At 64.8% G+C, this 21,050-nt stretch carries 15 protein-coding genes; 9 read left to right on the top strand and 6 right to left on the bottom strand.

The genetic code is table 11. The features are described from left to right. Position 1: 1 nt before the first annotated feature. The 3 genes from IEY60_RS35175 to IEY60_RS35165 all read left to right on the top strand — a co-directional run bounded on the left by IEY60_RS35175 (position 2) and on the right by IEY60_RS35165 (position 2,673). Complete coding sequence (locus tag IEY60_RS35175; RefSeq protein ID WP_189034885.1) at positions 2 to 496, top strand: flavoprotein; 495 nt, start codon at positions 2 to 4, stop codon at positions 494 to 496. Between the two features lie 276 nt (positions 497 to 772). Further along, positions 773 to 1,354, top strand: coding sequence for an SLATT domain-containing protein (locus IEY60_RS35170; protein WP_229740407.1), 582 nt, complete (start codon positions 773 to 775; stop codon positions 1,352 to 1,354). Continuing rightward, positions 1,351 to 2,673: a nucleotide-binding domain-containing protein gene (locus IEY60_RS35165; protein ID WP_189034883.1), complete on the top strand. Its 1,323-nt coding sequence runs from the start codon at positions 1,351 to 1,353 to the stop codon at positions 2,671 to 2,673. Before IEY60_RS35170 ends, IEY60_RS35165 begins: the two co-directional genes overlap by 4 nt. Positions 2,674 to 2,737: 64 nt before the next feature. Here the strand turns inward: IEY60_RS35165 and IEY60_RS35160 are convergent, their stop codons facing one another. After that, complete coding sequence (locus IEY60_RS35160; protein ID WP_189034882.1) at positions 2,738 to 2,836, bottom strand: tetratricopeptide repeat protein; 99 nt, start codon at positions 2,834 to 2,836, stop codon at positions 2,738 to 2,740. Between the two features lie 211 nt (positions 2,837 to 3,047). Here IEY60_RS35160 and IEY60_RS35155 point away from each other — a divergent pair, with 211 nt between their 5' ends. After that, positions 3,048 to 3,353 carry a hypothetical protein gene (locus IEY60_RS35155; protein WP_229740406.1) on the top strand — a complete coding sequence of 102 codons (306 nt, stop codon included), beginning with the start codon at positions 3,048 to 3,050 and terminating at the stop codon, positions 3,351 to 3,353. Beyond that, positions 3,350 to 7,012, top strand: coding sequence for a P-loop domain-containing protein (locus tag IEY60_RS35150; RefSeq protein WP_189034880.1), 3,663 nt, complete (start codon positions 3,350 to 3,352; stop codon positions 7,010 to 7,012). Before IEY60_RS35155 ends, IEY60_RS35150 begins: the two co-directional genes overlap by 4 nt. 271 nt (positions 7,013 to 7,283) lie before the next feature. Here IEY60_RS35150 and IEY60_RS35145 read toward each other — a convergent pair whose 3' ends face one another. Next, positions 7,284 to 7,916 (bottom strand): IS3 family transposase, encoded by a 633-nt coding sequence (locus tag IEY60_RS35145; RefSeq protein WP_189034879.1) that lies wholly within the window; start codon positions 7,914 to 7,916, stop codon positions 7,284 to 7,286. Then, the gene (locus IEY60_RS35140) at positions 7,916 to 8,170 is read right to left on the bottom strand and encodes an IS3 family transposase (RefSeq protein ID WP_189034878.1); all 255 of its coding nucleotides are present in this window, start codon (positions 8,168 to 8,170) and stop codon (positions 7,916 to 7,918) included. The genes IEY60_RS35145 and IEY60_RS35140 overlap by 1 nt, the downstream gene beginning before the upstream one ends. A gap of 248 nt (positions 8,171 to 8,418) precedes the next feature. Here IEY60_RS35140 and cas7g point away from each other — a divergent pair, with 248 nt between their 5' ends. The 4 genes from cas7g to IEY60_RS35120 are packed head-to-tail and all read left to right on the top strand — an operon-like array spanning position 8,419 to position 14,993. Beyond that, positions 8,419 to 9,609: a type I-G CRISPR-associated RAMP protein Csb1/Cas7g gene (gene cas7g / locus IEY60_RS35135; RefSeq protein WP_189034877.1), complete on the top strand. Its 1,191-nt coding sequence runs from the start codon at positions 8,419 to 8,421 to the stop codon at positions 9,607 to 9,609. Beyond that, entirely contained in the window at positions 9,606 to 11,156 is a 1,551-nt protein-coding gene (gene csb2 / locus IEY60_RS35130) for a type I-G CRISPR-associated protein Csb2 (protein WP_189034876.1), read from the top strand. The genes cas7g and csb2 overlap by 4 nt, the downstream gene beginning before the upstream one ends. Beyond that, positions 11,149 to 13,959: a type I-G CRISPR-associated helicase/endonuclease Cas3g gene (cas3g, locus tag IEY60_RS35125; protein ID WP_189034875.1), complete on the top strand. Its 2,811-nt coding sequence runs from the start codon at positions 11,149 to 11,151 to the stop codon at positions 13,957 to 13,959. Before csb2 ends, cas3g begins: the two co-directional genes overlap by 8 nt. Further along, on the top strand, positions 13,959 to 14,993 hold the full coding sequence (locus IEY60_RS35120) for a hypothetical protein (RefSeq protein ID WP_189034874.1): 1,035 nt from the start codon (positions 13,959 to 13,961) through the stop codon (positions 14,991 to 14,993). Before cas3g ends, IEY60_RS35120 begins: the two co-directional genes overlap by 1 nt. 1,701 nt (positions 14,994 to 16,694) lie before the next feature. On the opposite strand, the gene IEY60_RS35115 is transcribed toward IEY60_RS35120, so the two are convergent. The 3 genes from IEY60_RS35115 to IEY60_RS35105 form a co-directional block, all read right to left on the bottom strand. Continuing rightward, on the bottom strand, positions 16,695 to 17,606 hold the full coding sequence (locus IEY60_RS35115; protein WP_189034873.1) for a cytochrome P450: 912 nt from the start codon (positions 17,604 to 17,606) through the stop codon (positions 16,695 to 16,697). A 91-nt stretch (positions 17,607 to 17,697) separates the two neighbouring features. Continuing rightward, a complete protein-coding gene (locus IEY60_RS35110) occupies positions 17,698 to 17,955 on the bottom strand; it encodes a hypothetical protein (RefSeq protein ID WP_189034872.1) in 258 nt (85 codons plus the stop codon). 2,874 nt (positions 17,956 to 20,829) lie between these two features. Beyond that, positions 20,830 to 21,050: transposase family protein (locus IEY60_RS35105; protein WP_308426164.1), on the bottom strand; the 221-nt coding region annotated here is incomplete at its 5' end.

Genomic DNA, 21,050 nt, shown 5'->3' with positions numbered 1-21,050 from the left:
CATGGGTGAGCGGACTAGAGTTCTGTACGCGATCGTGACGGGAGCCGGTGGGGCAGGGGACGTCGGTGAACTGGTGACCCTCGCGCAGGCAGACGGGTGGGATGTGTGTGTTCTGGCCTCCCCCAACGGCGCTCGATTCATCGACGCCGAAGCACTCGCGACACAGACCGGGTATCCCGTTCGATCGGAGTTCAAGGTCCCGGGTACCAAAGACCTGCTTCCGCCGCCCGACGCGGTCATCGCCGCGCCGCTGACGACAAGTTCCATGGCGAAATGGGCGGCGGGAATCGGCGACACGCTGCCACTGGCACTGCTGGTCGAAACGGTCGGAGCCGGGCTACCAGTCGTAGCGGTTCCACACGGACGAGCAGCTCAATTCCAGTTCCCGCCAGTCGCTGCCGCACTGTCAAACCTCACCGACTGGGGCGTGCACTTCATCCGGGTCAACGAAGGCGAACCGGTGCCATGGGCTGCAGCCCTGAAAAGCCTCGACTGACTCAAACACCACGCCTAAAGCGCGTAGCGCGCGTGGCTAGTCGTGCACTCACACACGGCAAGCATGTGCCGCACATCGTGGCCGTTTGCCTGAGCGCGTGGTCTGACTGTATCCCCAGGCCTGGACCGAGCGAGCGCTCTCAAGCCAGTCGGCCCTGAGCTAAGCCGATTCGTGTCAGTGGGTGCCGCCATACTTGGAGGACGTGCACACGACACCATGTGCACGTCCAGAAGTCCTCCACCGAGTAGGGGCGAATTGACAGACGAGAGCACCGCTATGCCCGACCGCGACCGGTATCTACTGGCGCAGGTGCGAGAGGCCTTCGGGCGCGTGGTCTACAGCCACAAGACCCACGAGAAGCAGGCCGACATCTGCTTCACCAAGCACCGGTGGCAGCAGGGGACCCTCATCGCGCTCACCGCGATTGGCTCCGGCACGTTCCTTGCCGCCGTTGTTGGTTTACTCGGCAATGCGGCATTGACCAGCCTCGCGACCGCTTCCATCGCTCTCCTAGTCAGCTGGATAAGCCTCGGAGCGAAGTCCTTCAAGTTCGAGGAGGAGTCGAATGCCCACCGCGGTATCGCCTCTCGGTTGTGGGACGTGCGCGAGTCCTACACCTCCCTCATCGCCGACCTGATGTCCGGAACGATCACAGAAGCCGAGGGCCGAGTGCGCCGGGACGAGCTCCAACAGGCTGCGCGTGACGCATACGCCGACGCTCCGAGGACGAGTACAAAGGCATTCAAGCGGGCACAGGATGGGCTGAAGAACAACGAGGAGATGACTTTCACCTCGAATGAGATCGACCTCTTCCTCCCCGAAGCGCTCCGGCTCAACGCAGGCCAAGCACCATCATGAAGACGTCAGAGATCTTCGACGCGCTGCTGGCGAACCTAAAAGTGGGCGAGGCCGTGGCGACAATCGCCTCACGCCGGGACGAGATCGCAAAGACACTTAACAAGGAATTCCGGTCCAAAGACGGCTGTACCGACCACAAGCTCATGGTCGGCTCCTTCGGAAGACACACGGCCATCAACGGTGTTTCCGACCTCGACATGATCTTCATCCTCCCGCCAGGGATCCGATCGAACTACGACGGCGAGACCGGCCCACGAAGGATACTCAACAGAGTCCGCGACGACCTCAACGCGAGGTACCCGAACACCGACATCCGTGTCGACCAGTGCGTCGTCCGAGTGCAGTTCACCTCAAACTCATTCAAGTTCGAGGTCCAGCCAGCCTTCGAAAACGCCGACGGCAGTTTTGACTATCCGGACACGAAAGCAAGTCGATGGAAGATCACCAAGCCGCGCGAGGAGATCGCCGCGACCAAGGAGTGCAACGACAGCACCTCGACGAACATGCGCCACCTTGCCCGGATGGCACGGGCGTGGAAGAACACAAACGGCGTGAACATGGGAGGGCTGCTCATTGACACCCTCGTTCACAAGTTCTTTGCTCAGACCAACGACTATGACTCAGCGGGCACCAGCTCGTTCGACCTCATGGCCCGCGACTTCTTTGAGTTCCTCAAGAACGAGCCCGAGCAGGGCTACTACCTGGCGCTGGGCAGTCGGCAACATGTCCATGTAAAGGCGAAGTTTCAGCCGAAGGCCAGGAAGGCATACAACCGCTGCCTCAAGGCGATAGAGGACGAGGGCAAGGCCGCAGCGAACCAGACGTGGCGCGAGGTGTTCGGTTCATCAGTACCGCTGGCGAGGAGCGCAAGCAAGGCATCCAGGTCGTTCAGCGACACCGAGGAGTTCATCGAGGACAAGTACCCGATCGACATCTCGGAGACCGTGTCCATTGACTGCGAAGTCACACAGGACGGGTGGAGACCGACCCGTCTACGCAACATGCTGCGGACTGGCGCGCCGCTGAGGTCAGACAAGAACCTGAAGTTCTGGGTGACCGACTGCTCGGTCGAGGAGCCCTACACACTGAAGTGGAAGGTGCTCAACCGCGGCCAAGAGGCCGAGCGCCGGAATATGGTCCGGGGCCAGATCGTGGAATCACGCAGGCCAGGGACGATCGCGGAGCATTCTGACTTCAAGGGCGAGCACGTCGTCGAGTGCTACGTCGTCAAGGACGGGATCGTCGTCGCCCGCGACCGGATAGACGTGCCGATCAGCAACACGAGCCTCAATCCGCGCGGACGAGGGTCTGCTGCATGAGGAGGTGACATCCTGTCACCTACCCCTGCAGCAGCCCCCTTCTTGGGCAGGCTGTCGAGGCTAGTCAAGGCGCGGGATGGCCGGTGTCGGCGGCTTTGCGGTACCAGTGTTCGGCATCGGTGAGCTCACCGCGCTCCCAGAGTAAGAACCCGAGGTTGTGCATGGCGGCATCTGCAAAGGACCCGGTATGAGCAACAGACTCCGGACCACCTGCTTCGCGGTGGCAGTGTGTTGGACGGCATTCGCTGCGCTGGTTGGTTTTTGAGAGGTGGAGCTGAGAGGATTCGTCTCACAGTCCGGGGCAGGGGGAGGTTGATATGACTACAGGTCAGACGCTGTCGAAGGTCGTGGCGCCTTCGGCGGTGACCGCAGCGATGTCGACAGGTCTGGCGGTGGCGGTCAACTATGCGACGGGTGGCGATCATTCGGCGTGGATGTGGGTGGCTGTCGCTGCGCTGACCGTCGGCGTTTTCGCGGTGTCGCTGTGGATGCAGAGCGGGCAGTCTGTCGCCGCCGGGGAGTCGGTGGTCGGTGTAGATCTGAGGAACGTGAAATCGGGAGGAGCGCTTCGGATCAGGAAGATCCGGGGAGGCGGTGTCAGAGCACACAAGGTGCGTTCTGGCGGTGACATCTCTTTCGAGGACATCGACGCCAGCCGTAATGACGCCTCGCATCCATGAGCAGGGAGGATCACCGGCTTGCTGTGCCGGTCTACGACTTCGACCGCGTTAAAGCCGGGGGTGACCTGTCGATCTCTCACACTGAGCACCACCATTACAGTCTCGGTGTGGTGTCGAGCGGGGCATTGCTGTCCGGTAGATCACTATATGTGTCGCAGGTGCGTGAACTCCTCGCCCCGATCGACGGATTGCGAGGCCGGAAGCTCGAACTCGATGATGTGGCAAAGTTCTGCCGCGGTGAGCAGCCTTACATGTGGATACGGGCTAAGCCGTGGGCGGGCAAAACGGCGCTACTGACGTCATTCTTGCTGCACCCGCCCCCTGACTTGACGGTGGTCGGGTTCTTCGTCACCGACCGGCTCGCCGATCAGAATGACCACCGCGCATTCACCGACGCGGTGCTGGATCAACTCGCAGTTCTGTTGCCCGATCACCGGGCGCTGATCGCGGCCACGTCGATCAACCGCGACGGGCTGCGTAACGAACTCCTCGCCCTCGCCGCGCGGCGCGGAGCGGACGCCGGGCGACGGTTGGTCTTGGTGGTCGACGGCTTGGACGAAGACACCGGAAAACCACCGATCGTGTCCCTGCTGCCGCCGCGCGTGGACCCAAACCTGCGGGTTGTCGTCGCCAGCCGACACGGTCCCGTGTTGCCCATCCCGTACCGGCACCCCCTGGCGAGTGTCGAACCCTATCTGCTCACCTCTTCACCGTTCGCGGCCGACGTCCGAGTCCAGGCCATCGCTGAACTCGATGCCCTGCTTCGCGGGCCCGAGGAACATCGAGACTTGCTCGCGCTGATCACTGCGGCCAACGGCCTGACCGCCTCCGAACTCGGCGAACTCACAGATATGGCGCCGTATGAGATCGATGGGTTGCTGCGCGCGGTCTCTGGACGCAGTTTCCGCGCTCGTACCGTCGCGACATCGTTGCAGCCCAGCGAGGCTGCGGACTCTGTATACGTGCTGGCGCATGAGACCTTGCAGCGTACCGCCGAGGAACGCCTCGGCGTTAGACAATTGGCTTCGAGCTTGGGTCGGCTCCACGCATGGGCCGACCAGTACCGAGATCTGGGCTGGCCGGTCGGTACCCCCGATTTCCTGCTCCGCCGCTACTTCCCCGTGCTCGATCGGCATCTCGAACTTCAACGGATGATCGCAGCCGGTCTCGACCGCGCTCGACATGATCGGATGCGCGTACGAACCGGAGGTGATTCGACCGCGCTGGGCGAGATCCGCGTCGTACAGCAACGCATCTGCGACCAACACGACCCCGACGTGCTCAGCACAGCACGACTTGCCCGCCACCGCGACTACCTGCGCAACCGAAACGACAGTATCCCCATCCGGCTTCTCACTGTGCTTGCACGCCTCGGCCAACACGACCGCGCCGAAGCCCTCGCCTACTCCTACGCGACCCCGGAGCAGCGGGTCGCCGGGATCGCTGAGATCGTCGAAGTAGTAGGGAGCACTGACCCGAACCACGCTGCTCGACTCACCGACCGAGCTCAACTGCTCATCGAAACAATCGACGACCCGGACAAGCAATCGCGTCCTCTCAACATGATCGCGGTGGCGGTATCTGGCTCGGACCCCGACCGCGCCGAGACCATCGCATACAGCAATCCGTACCGGCAGACTGATGTCCTTGGTGAAATCGCGAAGGTGGTGGCTCTCAACGATCCCGACCGCGCCGAGACCATCGTCCCCACCATTTCTTCCCCATACCAGCAGGTTGACGTGCTCGCCAGGATCGCGGAAACGGTCGCGGACTCCGACCGCGCCGCTCGACTCACCGACCGCACCGAAACCCTCACCGCCACCATCACCGAGCCGTACCAGCAGGCCAAAGCACTCGCCAGGATCGCGCAGGTGGTCGCGGGCTCCGACCCCGACCGCGCCGCTCGACTCATCGACCGCGCCGAAACCCTGGCCCGCGCCATCACCATCACGCCCAACAAAAACGACCTACTCGCCAGGATCGCGCAGGTGGTAGCTGTCAACGACCCCGACCGCGCCGAGACCATCGCCCACACCATTATGCAGCCACACCAGCAGGTTGACCTGCTCGCGAAGGTCGCGGAGGTGGTCGCGGGCTACGACCCAGACCGTGCCGAGATCATCGTCCCCACCATCACCAAGCCGTACCAGCAGGTTGACGCGCTCGCCAGGATTGCGGAGGCGGTCGCGGGCTCCGACCCCGACCGCGCCGCTCGACTCACCAACCGCGCCGAAACCCTCGTCCCCACCATGGACTCACCAGTCTTGCAGGTCCAGGCGCTCGCCAGGATTGCAGAGGCGGTCGCGGGGTCTGACCCCGACCGCGCCGCTCAGCTCAGCGACCGAGCCGAAACCCTCGCCGAAACCAACGACGACAGATTCAGGCTGTCCCCAGTTGCCAGTATCGCCGCAGTGGTGGCCGTCAACGACCCCGACCGCGCCGAGGCCATCGCCCACACCATCACCGACCCGTACCAGCAGGCCGACGCACTCGCCAAGGTCACGGAGGTGGTAGCTGTCAACGACCCCGACCGCGCCGAGATTATTGCCCACGCCATCACCGACCCGGACGAGCAGGCCGCCGCGCTCACCAGGGTCGCGGTGGTGGTCGCGGGCTTCGACCCCGACCGCGCCGAGGCCATCGCCCACACCATCACCAACCAGATAAGACAGTCCTACGCCCTTGCCGGAACCGCGGTGGTCGTCGCTCGCGCCGACCCCGACCGCGCCGAGACCATCGCCCACACCATCACCAACCAGGAAAGACAGTCTGACGCCTTTGCCGGAATCGCTGAGGTAGTCGCTCGCTTCGACCCCGACCGCGCCGAGACCATCGCCCACACCATCATCGACCCGAGCAAGCAGGCCAGCACGCTCGCCAGGGTCGCGGTGGTGGTCGCGGGCTTCGACCCCGACCGCGCCGAGGCCATCGCCCACACCATCACCAACCAGAGCAAGCAGGCCAGCACGCTCGCCGTCGTCGCGGCGGTGGCAGCTGGCTCAGACCCCGATCCTGACCGCGCCGCCCGACTCGCCGACCGCGCTCAGTCCCTCGCCGACACCATCACCGGACCATACGAGCGGGCCAGCACACTGGCCAGGATCGTGGAGGAGTTAGCTGGCTCAGACCCTGACCGTGCCGAGACCATTGCCCACACCATCGCCAAACCGTACGAGCAAACCATCGCGCTTGCAGGTATCGCGTGGGCGATAGCTGGCTCAGACCCTGTCCGGGCTACTCGACTCATCGACCACGCTGAAACCGCCGCCCAGACCATCACAGACGTCCACCGTCAGCCCGGCGCACTCGAGACGATCTCGACGGCCGCAGCTCGCTTGGACTTCGCCCGCGCTGCATCCATCGCCCACACCATCGCAGACCACACCCATCGCGCGAGGGTCCTAGCGAGCATCGCTGGAGCGATGGGAAGCAGCGAAGGAAGCGCTGAATCCCACGATCGCAACGCCGTGAGGCCCCCGGGGCAGGTCCACCCGCGGACAAACCCAACCGACATGTCCAAGCCCAGCCAAACAAGCAAACACCTTCTCGCGCATGCGTGGTCGATATCCAGCTGGGAGACACCGATATTCGCGTTGCCCACCGTCGATATGTTCGTCTTGAATGCGCTTGCCTCTGACCTGCTAGACGAGCATCCATAGCCATGTCCTCGGTGGGCCCATCAACGCTCCGTGTACCACCCGTCGTCATCTTCGACGTGCCTCGGTGCGGTCAGCGTCGGCGGGAGCGGCAGAGTGCTACCTCGCCCACTGCGGAACTGGAGCTTCTCACCGATCAGCACGGTCACCTCAGCGTGGAACTGGTGGCGTCGCACAGACGAATTCCGAAGCGCCCGAGCGGTGTTCTCGAGCTGATCGGCGACCTTGGTCCGTCGAGCCCAGCTGAGGTTCCCCCGCTAATCCGGAGAGCGGATTATCTGGTTCCAGCGGGAACCTGATGATGGTAGCTGGCTTCGTACTCGTCGGGTGATCGCCAGCCGAGCTTCTTCTGGATCCTTTGGGTGTTGTACCAGCCGTCGATGTAGGCGAACAAGGCGTTCTCGGCGTCTTCCCTTGTCCGCCAACTGTTTCGATATACCAACTCGGTCTTCAGGTTGGAGAAGAAGTTCCCCATGAGCGCGTTGTCGTAGCTGTCGCCGACCGATCCCATGGATTGGGCGATCCCGTTGTCGGCCAACCGGTTGGCGAAGCGGATCGCCGTGTAGGTCGACCCGCGGTCGGAATTATGAACCAGCTGCCCGTCACGGACATCGCGGGTCCATACCGCGTACTCGAGAGCACCGAGGACCAGTTCGGTGTCGCAACGGTCCGAACGCTTCCAGCCCACGATCCGGTTCGAGAAGGCGTCGCGGACCGCTGCCAGCCAGAACACGCCCTCACCACAGACGATGCGAGTGGCATCGGCAACCCACAACCGGTCCGGCTCACCGGCGGTGAAATCGCGGTTGACCAGGTCCGGGGCCGGGGTGGCACGCCGATCCTGCCGGGTCGAGCCCAGCCGCCACATCTTGCGCAGGAACGCGCCCTGCAACCCCGCACCCCGCATCAACCGCTCGACTCGTTTGCGGCCGACCGAGAACCCGCGCGGGTCAGCATCGCGTGGACGCGTGGTGACCCGTAGGTTCCGCCGGAACTGGTATGGATGTCGACGATCTCGGCCAGCAGCTCTTGATCGGCCAGTTTCCGCCGTGACGGCGTCTGCGCCTGCCGTAACCAGCCGTAATAGGTCGAGGACGCGATGCCCAGAACCCGTAATACGAGCTCGACCGGGTGCTGTGGATGTTCGCTGACGAACGCCACGATCACCGCCGGGTCTGGCCGAGCTCCGAGGCGAAATACGCACTCGCATCACGCAATACGGCGTTGACTCGTTCCAGCTCCGCTTGCTCGGCCGAACTTGTCGGTGCCGTGGTGCACAGTGTGCAGCACGCCCGCGAGGCTCGGCGAGAGATCGGGCGCCTTTGTGTTCCAGGCGCTGACGGAGTCACCTCTACGAAGGCCGCCGAGCCGACGCCAGCGCAGGGTGACAACTATCGAAAGCAGGGGACGTGACAAGGAAAACGATCGAGCTTGCCGATCTGATCGATGCCGTATCAGCCGGGGGCGCAGGCTGTCTCACCTCAAACACCGATTTGCGGCCAGCAGCGGGGGCACATGCTGCTGTGGCCCCCGCGAAGTTCGCCTCGAAGAGCGACTACGGGACCTACGCCTATGAAAAGCGCTACGACGACGGCGAGTTGGCCGACGTGGTCCTGATCGATTCAAAACAGAGCCAGCTCAATCGGTTTGAAGCCGAACTGGTCAAGGCGATCCACGACGGCGACGAGACGCTCTCACGGATGCCGCGTCTGCTGGTGAGCTACGACCGTGCGGGCAAACTGATCGAACTGTCTGACGTCGAAATGCCGCACCGCGGGTTCGATGCCCACTTCCGCGCGGGGTACGTCGACGGAATGCCCACCACCCAGCTGGACTTCTATCGCGCGCTGCGCGATTCGTCTCCCAGTGACGCTCGAGCGCTGTTCGACGCGAGCCCGATCAGCATCGTCTTCGGCTCGTGGGACTCGCATCGCAAGGCGCAGCAAGGCAAGTGGCGCAGCATCGTGACCGGCGAGATCATCGGATTCTGCGCCCCGCCGAACAAGGTCGGGGAAGAGGTCATGAAGGGCGGAGGCCGAATCGATCCGCTGGGCGCGAAGATTGAGCTGAGTGCCGCAGCGTTGAAGGCGCTCATGGAGCGCCAGCGCGAAGGGCTGGGGGTTCCAACAACCGACGAGAAGGCAAAGAAGGCGTCCGCAGCCGGGCTGGGCGCGATCGCCCCGAACCTCGGGGCGCTCGCAGGCGTTGCGTGCCGCCGTATCATCCGCAGTCACGTGCTCAGCTTCGCCGCTCTCCGCCAGATCAGGTTCGGGGCGGGTGCCGGCGGCGACGCGGCTTGTCGGGCGCTGCTGGCGGCGCTGGCGTTGAACGGGCTCGCCCGCTCCGACGCCGAACTGAATCTGCGCGCGAACTGTGATCTCGTGGAGGCAGGGGAACAAGAAGTGGTCATCCATGGCCGCGGCGGGTCGACCGTGGAGTACGAGCCGCTGACGGTCGGTGCCGCTGACCAGTTGCTCGCCGATGCGCTGGCACACGCGGAGAAGACCGCTGACGTTGTGTGGAATGGCGTCGTACTGCGGATCGACGGCGATCCGGCGATCGTGCAGGGGGCGGGCGAGAGCGACGGGCCAGCCGCATGACGTTCTCCATTATCGCGACCTACCCCTTGCGGACATACCGGGGCAGTCGACCCGACGGGACGGTCGATCGCATGCCATCGGTGGCTCGCCTGTATTCAGCGTTGTTGGCGGCGGCGGGATTCGGTCCTCGCGCTACGGTGGGCGAGTCGGGTTGGGGGCCTTGCGAAATCGACGCCCAAGCCCTGCGGTGGCTGGAGAATAATCCGCCGACCAGTGTGTCGATCCCGCCCATTCACATCACGACGGGCACCGCCATCGCCTATCGGAACGACGGCACCATCGGGAAAGTCGCGGGGCGCAAAGTGATCCGCAAGATCGGCAAGCAAGACAGTGTCGTCGCGGTCGACGGCGAGTTCGTCTGGTCGTGGTCGCAGGCTCCGCCCCATCACGTCGCGAGCGCGTTGCGCGAACTCTGCTCCGACGTGTCTCACCTCGGCACGGCGGACTCACCAGTGTTGTTGGATGTCACCCAGAAGGCGCCCGCCGCGACGCATGAACTCGACCCGGACGCCGACCTGTTCGCGCTTGATCCCGGTCATGATGTCGATATCCCGACACCCGGCCGCCTGGACGAACTCGCTGCCGCTCACCTCGTCGAGCGCACCGGCAGGGTCGGCAGTGACAAAGCTGGCACCGACGAGCGCTCGACCAGTCGGCCCCTCCCCACCGGCAATGTCCGGTCTGGTCGCTATCGGGCAATTCGGCGGCGTATTGCTGATGTGCCGTGGCCTGAGGTGCTTGTTGTTCCGCTTTCTCGACGCGTCGCGGATAAGGACCGTGTGCGGGTCGCGGTCGCGGCGCATCGCACCTTGATCAAGATCCTTGACCGCGACTCGCCGCCGATCCTCACCGGCGACTACCCCGACGACGCGTCACGTCCGTCGAACCGGGTCGCGCTCCAGATCATCGATGGTCAGGCCCCGACCGCGTTCAACAATGGCGGACGTTCCTCGCTCGCGGTGATGATCCCCTCTGGCGCGCGCCCGGCGGACATTGTCGCGGTGCGTCGGGCGGTGAGTCGGCTTCGAATTCTGCGTCCGGCGGGTAAGGGCGGATTGCCGATCGAAGTATGCGGGCCTGTGGATGTCATTGGTGGAGACCAGATTTGGCGGGAACCGGAATCGGGCACCATTCGGCTGTGGCGGACCGATCCGGCCGCGGCCCCCGACACGCGCGGATATCGCGGTTGGACTTTCACGCACGCGGTGTTGCTGTCGCTGGGCTATATCTGGCAAGGCACCCGACAGATCGGAGCGGTCTCCGGCACCGGCGCGGAGCGGGCGAACGCGCTCGTTAACGCTACCAATGCCGCTGGTGCGGTGGTGCTTTCGGCTGAGTCCCTTGCCGACAGCAAGGTGCACAACTACGTCCACAAAATGAATCGGAACGCTGTTGTGCGGCCATACCGTGCGGTGCTAGCGCTCGGCGACCTGTGCCCCCCGAGGACTCTGATCGCCCTCGGGCAGAGCCGGCACCTCGGTGGTGGGCTGCTCGTGCCCGAGGACTACGCGGAGGGTGAGACATTCCCCGGAGGCATCAGTGACTAACGCGCTCAGCGTCGATGATTTCGGCGCATTCTTCGGCGAACTGTATACAGGCCGCGAACCGTTCGCCTGGCAGGCTCGCCTGCTTGGCGACGTCGTGGCCGGGGACTGGCCCGACACGCTGGCCGCACCGACAGGTGCCGGCAAGACGTCGGTGATCGATATCCATGTCTTCGCACTGGCGGTGGCTATCGCGCAGGGGACGCCATTACCCCCGCGACGGCTGGCGATGATTGTCGACCGGCGCGCGCTCGTCGATGACCAGCACGCGCACGCACGCGATGTCGCGGCGCGTCTTGCCGCGCCGCAGACTCCGGTGCTGTCGGCTGTCGCGGAGTTGCTCTGGCAGCTCCGCGATCGGGACGGAAACGCACGTGCGGGTGAGTCGCCGCTGCTGGTGGGCCGGATTCGTGGCGGTCTCCCGAGTTCACAACGTTGGGTGGATTACCCGAACGCGCCCGCTGTGCTGTGTGCGACGCCGGAAATGTGGGGCAGTCGACTGTTGTTCCGTGGGTATGGTTCCTCGCCGCGCTCGTGGGCCCGCGCGGCGGGACTGCTCGCGATCGATTCCGTGGCGGTGATCGACGAGGCGCATCTGAGCCGACAACTGCTCCACACCGCACGGCGTGTCAGCGAACTCGCCGCTGTGGCGGAGCAGACGTGGGAAGGCCCGCGCCCGCTGCGAGTGGTCGAGACCACCGCGACCCCAGACAGCACCTCAGGTCGCCGAGTCGAAGTCGACGACACCGACATTGACGAATCACCGGTGCTCAAGGCCAAGCTGACTCGACCGAAACCAGTCCAGCTGGTGGCGGTTTCGGGATGGCCGCGAAAACCGGCCGATACCGCGACGACCATCGTCAGCGAGACGGTGGGGTTGCTCGGCGACGACACCGTCGGAGTCTTCGTCAACACTGTGACGACGGCCGTGGACGTTGCTGACCGTCTGCGCAAGCACAAGGTCGACGGCCGCGAACTGTGTGTGGTGTTGATCTGCGGCCAGCTCCGCACCATCGACCTTGAGCGACTCACGAACGACTTTCCAGGCATCTTCAGTCCGGCGGGCTGTTCTGAGGTGGATGTCATCGTCTCGACGCAGTCACTCGAGGTGGGCGCTGACCTGGATTTCAGAGGAATAGTCACCGAACTAGCGACCGGCTCAGCGACGGCACAGCGAGCTGGTCGGGTGAATCGACGAGGTCTGCGCGAGTCCGGCCCGGTCATCGTGATCGGGCCCGAGACACCGCCCGACGCGAAGACAAGATCAGGCCCATACGCCGGTGAAGACCTACTCCACGCATGGAATTGGCTCACTGCCCGCGCGCTCACGACTGAGGGCCTCGCGCCGTGGGCGTTGCGCGAGGAAGCCAACCGGCCACCGACGGCCGCCTCGCGGCGAATGCTGTTGCAACGGCCAGAACTTGGGCAAGCCTGGCATTGGGCGCGCTCAAGTGAGCAGCTCGCGGCCGATCCCTCGCTGGAACTGTGGCTCAGCGATGATCTCGACCCCGATTTCGGAGTCGGCATCGCCGTGCGGGCGCTGCCCGAAGATCCCGCCGACGCACTCGATTTCCTTCGGGCGGTCGGCCCCCGCCGGCATGAAACCTTCCCCGTTCCGATCAAGACGGCCCGCACCGCCTTATCGCGGCTACACAAAACGCACCCCGAAATCGCCCGGCGAACCCTCCGTGTGCGGGGCAAGGACGTCGAGGCACTCGAATGGCGGCGAGGCGAGGGGACGGAGACAACACCTGTCATCCGGCCTGGCGACTTTATCGTCGTCGACACCGACGCCCCGCTGTTCACCGCACCAGGAAATCGCAAGTGGCCACCCGTCGTGACCCTCGACATGCGCGCTCACCCGGGCAACGACGTCCTCGAAGCGCCCGCGGAATTAGAACGTGAACTGCGCTCTGGCGAGGTCATCCACCGGATTGAGCTGACTGCGAGCTCGAAACTTCTGCCTGAGCACGCGGAATTGCGGGATCGGCTAGACACCCTGGCCGAGCTTGCCCGCGACGAGAGGGACGGTGCGGGCAAACTGCTGGTAGCGGAATGGTTGGAAAGCGACCTCGACCGGAGCCCGATGGCTCTGCCAGCGGCGAAACTGCTTCGTGATTATCCGCGCATGACTGACGTGATCATCCAACGCGACGCAAGCGATATCGCGACCCGAGTGCTCGTGGTGGACGGGCGCCGCGCGGTCGATGACGAGGACACGCGTCAGGAATGGACAGCAAACGCACACCCGGTCACATTGAACGCTCATCAAGAAGATGTCGCTCGCCGCGCCGGCGCGCTCGCGACTGCCCTTGGATTGCCCGCAGACGTGGTCAGCGCGCTCGGTGAAGCCGCGCTGCATCACGATGACGGCAAGCAAGATCCGCGTTTCCAAATCCGCCTGGGTGCGAAACCGGGTGTCCTATTGGCCAAAAGTGGTGCGAACTCGACTCCTCAAGGAGTGCGCAGAGCACGCGACCGAAGCGGGCTACCGCCAGGCTGGCGGCATGAACAACGCTCCGTCGTCGACGCGTGGGACGCGATCGCGTCATCGCGCGCGCTAACAGCTCGACTGATCGGCACGACGCACGGGCACGGGCGCACGTCCTTTCCCCACAGCGCAACCGAACTCGTCGGTGTCGACGCTGACGAGCGCACAACCGAAATCGCCAACATGCTTTTCGATGAGGGCGGTTGGGACGACCTCATCGAACGCACCGAACGTCGCTATGGCGTCTGGGTGTGTGCGTATCTGGAAGCGGTTCTCCGCGCTGCGGACGGCTGCGTGTCAGCGGAAGGACACTGATGCCCAATCTTGAGGAAAAACCGGGAAAATTCCGTATGAGCGGGGCAGACCAGCGAATACTCGTCCACCACATGGCTTTCTATGGCCTCGGCGACATCCTGCACACCCAGATTGACGGGGTGACACTGCGCTGGGAATCGGGCAAGCCGTGCATCGAAGCCGCTGGCCTCGCACCGGAGATCGTTGAAAGCGCTGTCGGCGAGTGTTTGACGGGACGCGGGATGTGGGTTGACAGGAGAAGTGGGCCGGAAAAACGCGCCACAATGAGTCCCCGATTGACCCCCTTCAAGTCGACCGAGGCGTGGCGCACACACCAAAACGATCGTGAGAAGACCCTGGACTCGCTCACCGCATCTCACGCTTGGAACGATCTGCGCTACCTAGCGGCGCTGGGCGAGCCGAGCTACTGGCACCGCGACTTCAAGGGCGTCCTGCTCCAGGACGCGGGTGCAAGCAGATTCGAAATGCAACCCCGCAACCGCGGGTCGGAATTCGTGGGTAACCGGCTACGCCCATTGAGTGAGAAACTCCCGACACGGAAAACGGGCTTGTTGGCCGCAGGGCTCACGGGCGAATCAGCAATCGATGAACTCGGCGGGAACCCCGACAGCGTCTCCGCAACCGGGATGACAACCCCCGGAGCAATCGACAACGCCCTGGTGTGGTGCGCGCTCTGGGGCATTGGTCAGTTCCCGATCGCACCGCGATTGACGGGCAACGCGGTGACCAGCGGCCACCTCGCCGCAAGCAAACCACGCCGCGAATGGTTCTACGTCCCCGCCTGGGAAGGCCGCTGGCGGGTGCCTCGCCTACGAACCATTCTCGCGTCCGCGCAACTGAGGGACGCTGCCGTCGCCGGTATCAGCGACCTAGACACCGATGATGTCAAACGCTCGGCGGCATCAGACTGGTTGCGGGCACGAGGTGTACGGGGGATCGTACGATTCCCGGTCGGTAGATTCGGCAGCGATAACGCACCGGAGCGGCGAGCGCTGAACGGGGAACCGATTCCAATTCAGGCGGCCACCACATGAGTATCAACCCTTTGTCGGCCCACAGCGCCTTCAGGCGTCGCCATGTCGGCTATTAGGAGCCGCACTCCATTGAGGCTGGCTCAATCGTGGGCACTCGCAGGGCCAAGCGGGGGTTTTCCCGCAGCACCTTCGGGCGCTGCACTTCATTGAGGCGCGTGGAACTGGTGGCAGGCCCCGCAGTATCGCTGCACTCGCATCGCCTTCAGGCGCTGCACTTCATTGGGGCTTCCACCTACGTAGAGCCCGGGGCAGAGTCTCGGGATCCCGCAGCGCCTTCGGGCGCTCCATTTCGTTGGGGCCACTGCGGCGGCATCGACGGGCACACGTCCGCAGGGCAGCGCCGTCAGTCGACGCACTTCATTGAGGCTCCCATGGGTCGGCAATCCATGGCCATGGTCGGCGACTCCGCCCACAGGGCGTTCGGGCGCTGCACTTCATTGAGGCGTGTCGATCGGTTCCGGCAGCAGCTCGTACAGGGCCCGCAGCGCCTTCGGGCGCCGCGCTTCATAGAGGCGACAACATCGGCACCGCATAGGCTTTCGTCCGCGCCCCCGCAGCGCCGCACTTCATTGAGGCGTGTGCGACCAGCTGGGCCACCCAGAAACGCCGAGCCGCTGCGCCTTCCGGCGCCGCACGTCGTTGAGGCCCGATCCACGACTGGCTCGCTCACCAAGGACGTCTGGGTCCCCGCAGCGCCTTCGAGTGGCACACTTCATTGAGGCCTGGAGAACAACCGCCGCGTCCGAGCGATCAAGCCCCCGCGCGACGCCTTCAGGCGCTGCACTTCATTGAGGTGTGCCGAACGTGCGACCCACCCGCCGCTGGCGTAACTCCACAGCGCCTTCAGGCGCTGCGCCTCATTGAGGCTTGCCCGGGGCGTCGACGGTGACCCAATCGCGGGAAACCCCGCAGCGTCTTCGGGCGTGCCACTTCTTTGAGGTGCCTTCGACGCGGACCGTCACGTCGGTAATCGGCGGCGCGCGTGAGAAACACCCGATCTGGCTCCGTAGTCATCTGATCCTGGCCTCCGCGAGAGCTAGCCCACACCGCGAAACCCGGCGAGTCCTCGCGGCACGAACCCGCTGGTCAACGTCATACCTTGCACCTGGACAATGGTCCAAGACGTAGTTCATGAGCGTGTTGGACGGAGCGCTCGCAGGAGTTCACGTTCATTCTGGTCAGCAGGTATTGTTTCCGGACCCTCCCGCAGCGCCTTCCAGCGGTGCACTTCATTGAGGCATGACGCGGCACACCGGGATCTGCTGGCGGCTCCACCCGCAGCGACTTCGGTCGCTGCTCCTCATTGAGGCGGGCTGTACAAGTTCGGCGAGAAGATCATCTTTTCCCCGCAGCAGCGCCTTCGGGCGCTGCACTTCATAGAGTGAGGGCTGGGCGACGTGGTGGATCGCGTCGGGCTGCGCCCGCAGCGCGTTCGGGGGCGCTGCACTTCATTGAGGCGGCATGTGGACGAGGCCCCGCAACGAGGGTCTGTGGCCCGCAGCGCCTTTGGGCGCCGTTCATTGAGGCCTGCCGACTGAGGCGCGCTGGGTCATCGCGGATGCCGTCCCCGCGGCACGCCTTCGGGCGCCGCACTTCATTGAGGCACGATGAACGCCACATCCGCCGCGCTCATGCCGAGCCCGCAGCGCCTTCGGGCGCTGCGCTTCATTGAGCGGCAATAATCAGCCCCGGCCTGCGTCATCAGACGCGGCGGAACCCGATTTTCAGATTCGCAGGACGCAGCGTCAGGTTTTCCTCGACATCGAGTTCACCGTGTGCGGTGAGTTCGTAATCGCGCACCAGAGAGGCGATCAGCAATTTCGCTTCGTGTATCGCAAACGCCTGGCCGATGCACGCGCGGGGACCGGCGCCGAACGGTCGATATGCCCACGGTTTGGGCCGGAATCCACCCAGCCAGCGATCGGGGCGGTACTCAGTCGCGTCGCTCCCCCACACGGCCGGATCGCGGTGCACGGCCAACAGCAGCACGAACACCCATTCGCCCGCGGCGATGGGGTATCCGCCGAGCGTGGTGACCTGGCGCGCTTCGCGGAAGAATCCCGGCGCGACAGGCCACAGCCGTAATGCTTCGGCGATCACCGCGTCGGTGACCTCGAGCTTGGCCACGTCCTCGTAGGCGATGCGGCCGTTGGTGGTAAGCGCGGTGGCCTCGGCGCGTACCCGCGCGGCCAGCTCCGGGTCAGTGGCCAGGAAGTGCGTCACGAAGGCCAATAGGTTGCCAGTGGTCTCGTGCCCGGCGACGAAGAGAGTCAATACCTGTTCGACGACGTTGTCATCGGGCAGCGCCGGCCCGTCGACGGGGTACATCATGCGATCGAGCAGGTCCGGGTACCGCTGGCCGGACTGTCGCCGCGCTTCGATCACCTCGGATACCACGCCCTTCATAAACGCGCCATCCACGTTGTTCTGGCGCGCGCGTTTGGCGCCGGTGAGCTTGCCCACCACCGGGATTGCCGATTCTTGGGCGTAGGCGAAGACGCGGGTGAGCGCGTCGGCGAACGGGTTGCGGCCGTTCTCGCGGTCGGTGAACGCGCCGACAGAGTAGCCGAACCCAGCCAGCCCGATCGCCTCCAGCGCGGCATCGCCCATCATCGCGGCAGTGTCATCGACGGTGCAGCCCTTCCCGAGCCACCGGCGATCTGTCCGAGCAGGCCCGGTTGCGGATTCGCCGGGCCTACTACTATCAGGCCGCTGCGTTCGCCGGTTCGCTCGGCGTGGGTGTCCTGTTGCCGGAGATGGCGACTCTGCCCCGGGTGATGTCGGCATGACCGGCAACCGACAGCGCGCACGCACCGCCGAGACGGAAACCGCGCGCCGCGCACACGGTCCGCGTCTGCTCGACATCACCGACCGCGAGCGGCTGGAACGCCGCGCGGCAGAAGGCGGAGCACTGGGCTCTGGGCGGGCTCGGCTGCGCCTGCGCACCGATGACAACCGCCACGCCAATGTCAGACAGACCACTCGCAGGGTTCACGTTCGTGCTGGTCAGTGGGTATTATTTCGGGACCCTCTCGCAGCGCCTTCAGTCGCTGCACTTCATTGAGGCCCAGAGATGACCAGCCGCGTCGTGGAGCTGGCGATGGCTCGCATCGCCTTCGGGCGCTGCACTTCATTGAGGCGGCGTCACGGTGCACCTGCGCACCTGCGACGGGGTGAGGCGCAGCGCCTTCGAACGGCGCACTTCATTGTGGCGTGTGCGCACAGCTCGGACACTCCGATACGGCCGACTTGCAGTGTCTTCGGGCGCCGCACATCATTGAGGCAGGGTGGCCGCGACCCCGCCTAACACCACCCGTACATCCCGCAGCGCCTTCGGGCACTGCACTTTATTGAGGCACATCACCACCCGGCGAGTTGATCCGGACGGCGATCTCGTCAGCGTCCCAGCAGCGCCTTCGGGCGCTGCACTTCATTGAGGCCTGGGGACAGTACGGGCAGACTTCTACGGCAGCCCCCAGCCCGCAGCGCGTTCGAGCGCTGCACTTCATTGAGGCGTGAAGGTCGTGTAGCCGGTGTCACGCTCGGTGCGGATCGCCCGCAGCGACTTCGGGCGCCGCACTTCATCGAGGCCCGCCGCTCTTCGACTTGCCAGCGAGTGGCTGACCCGCAGCGACTTCGGGCGTTGCACTTCATTGAGGCCCGCCGGGCTCGGTCGGGGCGGTCACGCGCTCACCGCCCCGCAGCGCCTTCGGGCGCTGCACTTCATTGAGGAGCGGTGAGCACCATCCTGTTCGCGGTGGTGAGGTCGTCCCGCAGCGCCTTCGGGCGCCGCATATCATTGAGGCTTGTCGTGACCAAGGATTGGGTCTGTTACGTAGCCCCGCAGCGCCTTCGGGCGCTGCACTCCATTGAGGCCAGGCATCCAACGTGTCGATCACCCTGCCGCGCACCTCCGCCCGCAGCGCCTTCGGGCGCTGCACTTCATTGAGGCCAGGCATCCAACGTGTCGATCACCCTGCCGCGCACCTCCGCCCGCAGCGCCTTCGGGCGCTGCACTTCATTGAGGCATCGACGCGGATGAGTTCGTGGACAACCTCATTCGCCCGCAGCGCCTTCGGGCGCTGCACTTCATTGAGGCCCGGTGACGTTGCAGTTCCTCAAGCACGCCGCCCTGGCCCGCAGCACCTTCAGGCGCTGCACTTCATTGAGGCATGAACGCGCGGGCGCGGATGTTGCGGGCGGGCCACCCCGCAGCACCTTCGGGCGTTGCACTTCATTGAGGCAGCCGCGCCCAGATCGGTGATCCCACCACCGATTTCGTCTCGCGGCGCCTTCGGGCGCTGCACACTTCATTGAGGCGGTTGCGTGGTGACGGAAGGGCCGAACAGTATCGACCACCCGCAGCGCCTTCGGGCGCTGCACTTCATTGAGGCCAGTCCACGTCGGCCGAGTCCCGCAAGACCGATTCGCAGCCCGCAGCGCCTTCGGGCGCTGCCTTCATTGAGGCTGGACCGTCGCGCGCGACATGAACCGCTAGGCCGACGCTCACCCGCAGCGCCTCCGGGCGCTGTACTTCATTGAGGCCACGTTCCTCGCCAGACGCTGCCGATCGGCGTACCCTCCGCCCGCAGCGCCTTCGGGCGCTGCACTCATTGAGGCGCGCCACCCGCGTACGGCGGCATCGAGAAACCGCCCGGCCACAGCGCCCTTCGATGCTGCACTTCATTGAGGCGAGTGGCGCAAATCCGGTTACGGACCCGCCGCGGTCCGCGACGCAGCGCCCTTTGGCGCTGCACTTCATCGAGGCGACACCGTGCGGTTCGGCACCCACGACGCGGCACCGGCCGCAGTTCCCTTCGGCGCTGCACTTCATTGAGGGGACACCGACACGTTCGGCGTCGGCGAGCCGTGCGACAGCCGCAGCGCCTTCGGGCGCTGCACTTCATTGAGGTCAGCGGGCGCAGACCGGCAGCGGTGCGTCGGTGCCGCCGCAGCGCCCTTCGGTGCTGCACTTCATTGAGGCACCAAGCATATGATCTGGTTGCGCCACGCCAACACTCCCGGAGCGCCTTCGGGCACTGCACTTCATTTGAGGCTCGGTCTTCTTCGCGTCCAGCAGCTCTAGCGCGGTAGCCCCGCAGCGCCTTCGGGAGCTGCACTTCATTGAGGCAACATCACCTGGGCAGGCAAGATCGACTCGACGCTCGGCCCCGCAGCGTCTTCGTGCGCTGCACTTCATTGAGGCCCGCACCGCACGACGCACCGGGCGATGCTGCGCCTGCGCCCCGCAGCACCTTCGGGGCGCTGCACTTCATTGAGGCCTCCAGGTCGCGGGCCACGTACGAACTCGACGCAACCTGCAGATCGGGCACCGCCCTACGCCCATCGCTGGAACAGCGCGCACGGTTGCCAAAGGGTTGACATCTACCGCGGTAGTGACATGTCTCACACCAACGAGAAGCTGCCTCCAGCCCGGCGCAGGCGGATATGCCGACGCTTAATCCGGGAACCCTGAAGAACAGCCGGGAACGTCCAGGCAGCGCCGCGACGGCAAAAGCGCTGGCAGAAGGCACGTGCAGGCACTCTCAGGAACACGGAGGATGGCTCACTCCCGATCAGCGGGTTCGGGGTTCGATTTCCTCCAATCGTCGAACGTGCGTATCGGCGGAGCGATGTCGTCAGATCGAGAAAGAATCCACGATGACCAGGCGTTTTCCGGTTGCCCATGTTTTGTGCGCCCTGCCGAGGAATCCAACCTGCGACCCTTCTGGCGGGCCAGGCAACAAAGCCAGGATTCGTAGATTCTCACCCGCGCGTGCCGAAGAGATGTCCCGTAAGTCTGCCTCGGTGACAGTGACGGTCCACCGGCCAGGAATCAGCAGGCGTGGGCGAGGTTGGCCAGCCTCGCCACCCCAGCCATCGCGACACCCACCCCACCACCGCGCAAACGGCAATCGCGCAAGATCTTCCAGGTCTTCATCCGGGCGAAAGCATGCTCGACACGAGCGCGAACCTTGCGGTGAGACTTGTTGTGAGCCTGTTTCCATTCCGGCAACTCGACACCAGATGACCGGCGGTGCGGGATGATCAAGCCGG

This window comes from Nocardia rhizosphaerihabitans, assembly GCF_014646295.1.
GTDB classification, from domain to species: Bacteria; Actinomycetota; Actinomycetes; order Mycobacteriales; family Mycobacteriaceae; genus Nocardia; species Nocardia rhizosphaerihabitans.
This window is presented reverse-complemented; position numbering and strand designations above follow the sequence as displayed.